The following is a 3038-nucleotide window of genomic DNA, read 5'->3' on the forward strand; positions in this document are numbered from 1 at the left end:
AAGCAGATATTATTTATATACATATAAATCTAGCAAATTAATTTGGAGTGTGAGGTTTCTTGAGAATTATTTTTGTTGCGTGGGACACAGGTATTGCTGGCGGTGTCAGAGCTATATTTAAGGTAGCTGATGGTCTACTTGATAAAGGGTATAAGGTAAGTATATTAGCTCTTGGAGGCGAACATTCATGGATCGATTTTAGGACGCCGATCTATTATGTTCCTCTACCCAATAGATTAGTTAAATTACCTGGTAACGTTGATCTCTATTTGGCCTAGTCAAAATATGTTGTGGAATTTCTAAGAAGATATGGAGTTTCCTGGAGGGATATTATATTATTACATTAGCCTTTGGAAGAAGAGTTCGTTAAATCTACTCTGGATGTTAATTTACTAGCTAAGAAGGAAAACGTGATAGCATGGAATAAGCGGAAGTCAAACACCGTAGGATATAAGTTGGCTAAGCTAATGAGAGACAGATTCAAGGTGTACGAGCTGTATAATGTAGGTAAGGAAAAGATGACGAATATATTGTCAAGGACTAAGGTATTCATAGACATAGGTTGGCATCTGGGCAGAGATAGACCGCCCCGTGAGGCTGTTGCCATGTGGAATGTGCCTCTCGTGAATAACCACGGGGGCTGTATTATTATGAGGACTATCCAGTTCCGCATAAGTATAAGATAGATTGTTACGATATCTGCAATAAAGTTAGCTCAGGGAGCTAGTCGACAGAGTAATTAACTTCGTTGAGAACTATGATGCCCATATAAAGGAGTTTGAGAGCTTCCGTCGCTATATCGTTGAGGAGGCGGAACTATTCGTGAAGGACGTGGGATTTGGGCTGTGACGCGAATCGCTATACTAGGTTGTGGGTGGTCGGGTCTTGTTTCTTCTATCAGTCTGAGATCTCTCTATCCGGCCGCCGATGTTGTCTGTGTCGATAGGGCTTTCGACGGCGGCCTTCTTGCATCGGCTAGGGTGGGTTCCTATCTTTTCGACGTGGGGGGTAGCCACGTGGTTTTTAGTAGGAGGCGTGAGGTGGTTAAGGGCATAATCTCTATTGGGAGTGAGTGGGTTTCCCGCAGTAGGTCGGCCTACGTCCTCCTGGACGGCTTCTTTGTGCCTTATCCCTTCGAGAACGGGATGTACGTACTGCCTCCTGAGAAGAGGGCGAGGTACGGCATCTCCCTCATAAGGGCCCTCATGAACAACAGGGGCGAGAGGCCGGCGAATTTCCTCCAGTGGATCCTCGGCACTTTTGGGGAGGAGGTTGCTAGGGATTACTTAATTCCCTACAATGAGAAGATATGGAAGGGGCCTCTTGACAAGATGTCAGCCGACTGGGTCTATATACCAGGCCGCCTCCCGTTGCCTTCGCTTGAGGATATAGTGAAGGCCGTGGCGGGGCTCCCCACGGTTGGTTACGCCGAGCAGTCCACTTTCTACTATCCAAAGAGGGGAGGGATATACCAACAGTGGCGTACCGCATACGAGAGGGCGGCTTCTCTCGGCGTGAAGTTCGTTAAGGAGGAGGTTATGGAGGTGAGAAGGGCTAGATCTGAGTTTATCGTCAACGGATGGCTTAAGGCGGATAGGATAGTCAATACGCTCCCCTTGAGGGACTTTGTCCATATGCTTGCGCCAGAGCCTCCCTCTGAGGTGTTTGAGGCTGCGTCTAGGCTGGACTACAACTCGGTCGTGGTGGTGGGCGTCGGGCTTAGGCAGGCGGCTCCTCCCCACCACTGGGTGTATGTGCCGGATAGGCGCTACGTCTTCCACCGCTATGCCTGGATCTCGAACTACGGGGAGGATGTCCCATCCGGCCGTTCGGCCCTAATAGCGGAGGTTACTGTGCCTTCCAACACATCGGTGGATCTGGAGAGGGTTAAGGCCGATGTCTTAAGGGGCCTTTCCGATCTCGGCGTAGTTGAGGAAAGGGCCGTAGAGATCGTTAAGGCTTGGTTCCATAGGTACGGCTACCCCATCTACATCCTCACACACGGCAGGGACGTCGCGACGATTGAACAATACCTAACGAATATAGGGATAGCCACGTTCGGCCGCTGGGGCAACTGGCAATACTGGAACACAGACAGAATATACGAGAAGGCAGAGACGTTAAAGTGAAAAGTATAACAAAATGCAATTAAGACATGTACGCGATAGCTCTTGCCAGCGGTTACGCAACACGCCTAAGGCCGACGTCGCTTTCGTTCACTAAACACCTAGTACCACTCACTAACAAGTCAGTGTTGGATGGGTTTTCGCAAATCGCTGAGGCTAGTATAAGAGAGGTCTTTGTTGTGGTGTGTCTCCACAACCGTGACCAGATTGCGGAGTATGTGGGGAACGGAACTCGCTTCAGATTGTCGGTATATTACCTCGTGCAGGAGAAGCCACTTGGCCTGGCCCACGCGGTGTCGCTGGCGGAGGGCCGCGTGGACGGCCCATTCCTTGTCTACCTGGAGGACAACCTCCTCCAAGGAGGAGTGACGCAGTATGCGAGACGCTTTCTCGACGCCAGGGCAGACGCGGTAAGGTGGTTGGAAGCACCCTTCTCGGATCTCTACGAGGAGTATCTCGACGACAAGCTTCTGTATTAAGCTATCATAATAATCTTTAATAATTAAATATGGTAATAATTAAATCATGGAATCTGAACTCAATAACTAAACTGTTTTTTATCAGAATATTTAATCTAAATATCTGAAGTCCATTTTAAACCTATACGCCATAAATGATATGCAAGACCAACTGAAAACATGTATATTGTTTTTTGAAGTTTTTTCTCTGAGAGTTTAAAAAAGAGACTTGTTTAGAAATTGGCTCAATCTGGCCTTTGGATATTTGGTTGTTAAGTATGATTTGGTCGAGATAACAGGAACCCCTTAAGGATCTATTCCGAGCTAATATGTAAATAAAAATAAATAATTATTCAAACTAAACAATATTGATTAGTCGTTAAATGCATTTCAGTTTAGGTGCACTTGATGGTAGTATATATCTTAGCGCCGGCTAATATATATACAGGAGGTC

3 protein-coding genes are annotated in these 3038 nt (G+C 46.9%); all 3 read left to right on the forward strand.

Annotated elements, in window-relative coordinates; genetic code table 11:
- Window positions 1-350: 350 nt before the first annotated feature.
- The 3 genes from ACP5J3_RS12385 (at window position 351) to ACP5J3_RS12395 (ending at window position 2605) form a co-directional block, all read left to right on the forward strand.
- Complete coding sequence (locus tag ACP5J3_RS12385; RefSeq protein ID WP_428495972.1) at window positions 351-686, forward strand: hypothetical protein; 336 nt, start codon at window positions 351-353, stop codon at window positions 684-686.
- 159 nt (window positions 687-845) lie between these two features.
- Window positions 846-2129: a protoporphyrinogen/coproporphyrinogen oxidase gene (locus ACP5J3_RS12390; protein ID WP_428495973.1), complete on the forward strand. Its 1284-nt coding sequence runs from the start codon at window positions 846-848 to the stop codon at window positions 2127-2129.
- Window positions 2130-2155: 26 nt separating this feature from the next.
- Window positions 2156-2605 carry a sugar phosphate nucleotidyltransferase gene (locus ACP5J3_RS12395; protein ID WP_428495974.1) on the forward strand — a complete coding sequence of 150 codons (450 nt, stop codon included), beginning with the start codon at window positions 2156-2158 and terminating at the stop codon, window positions 2603-2605.
- Window positions 2606-3038: the final 433 nt, after the last annotated feature.

Origin of the sequence: Pyrobaculum sp., from assembly GCF_049971835.1 — an archaeon.
Taxonomy (GTDB): Archaea; Thermoproteota; Thermoprotei; order Thermoproteales; family Thermoproteaceae; genus Pyrobaculum.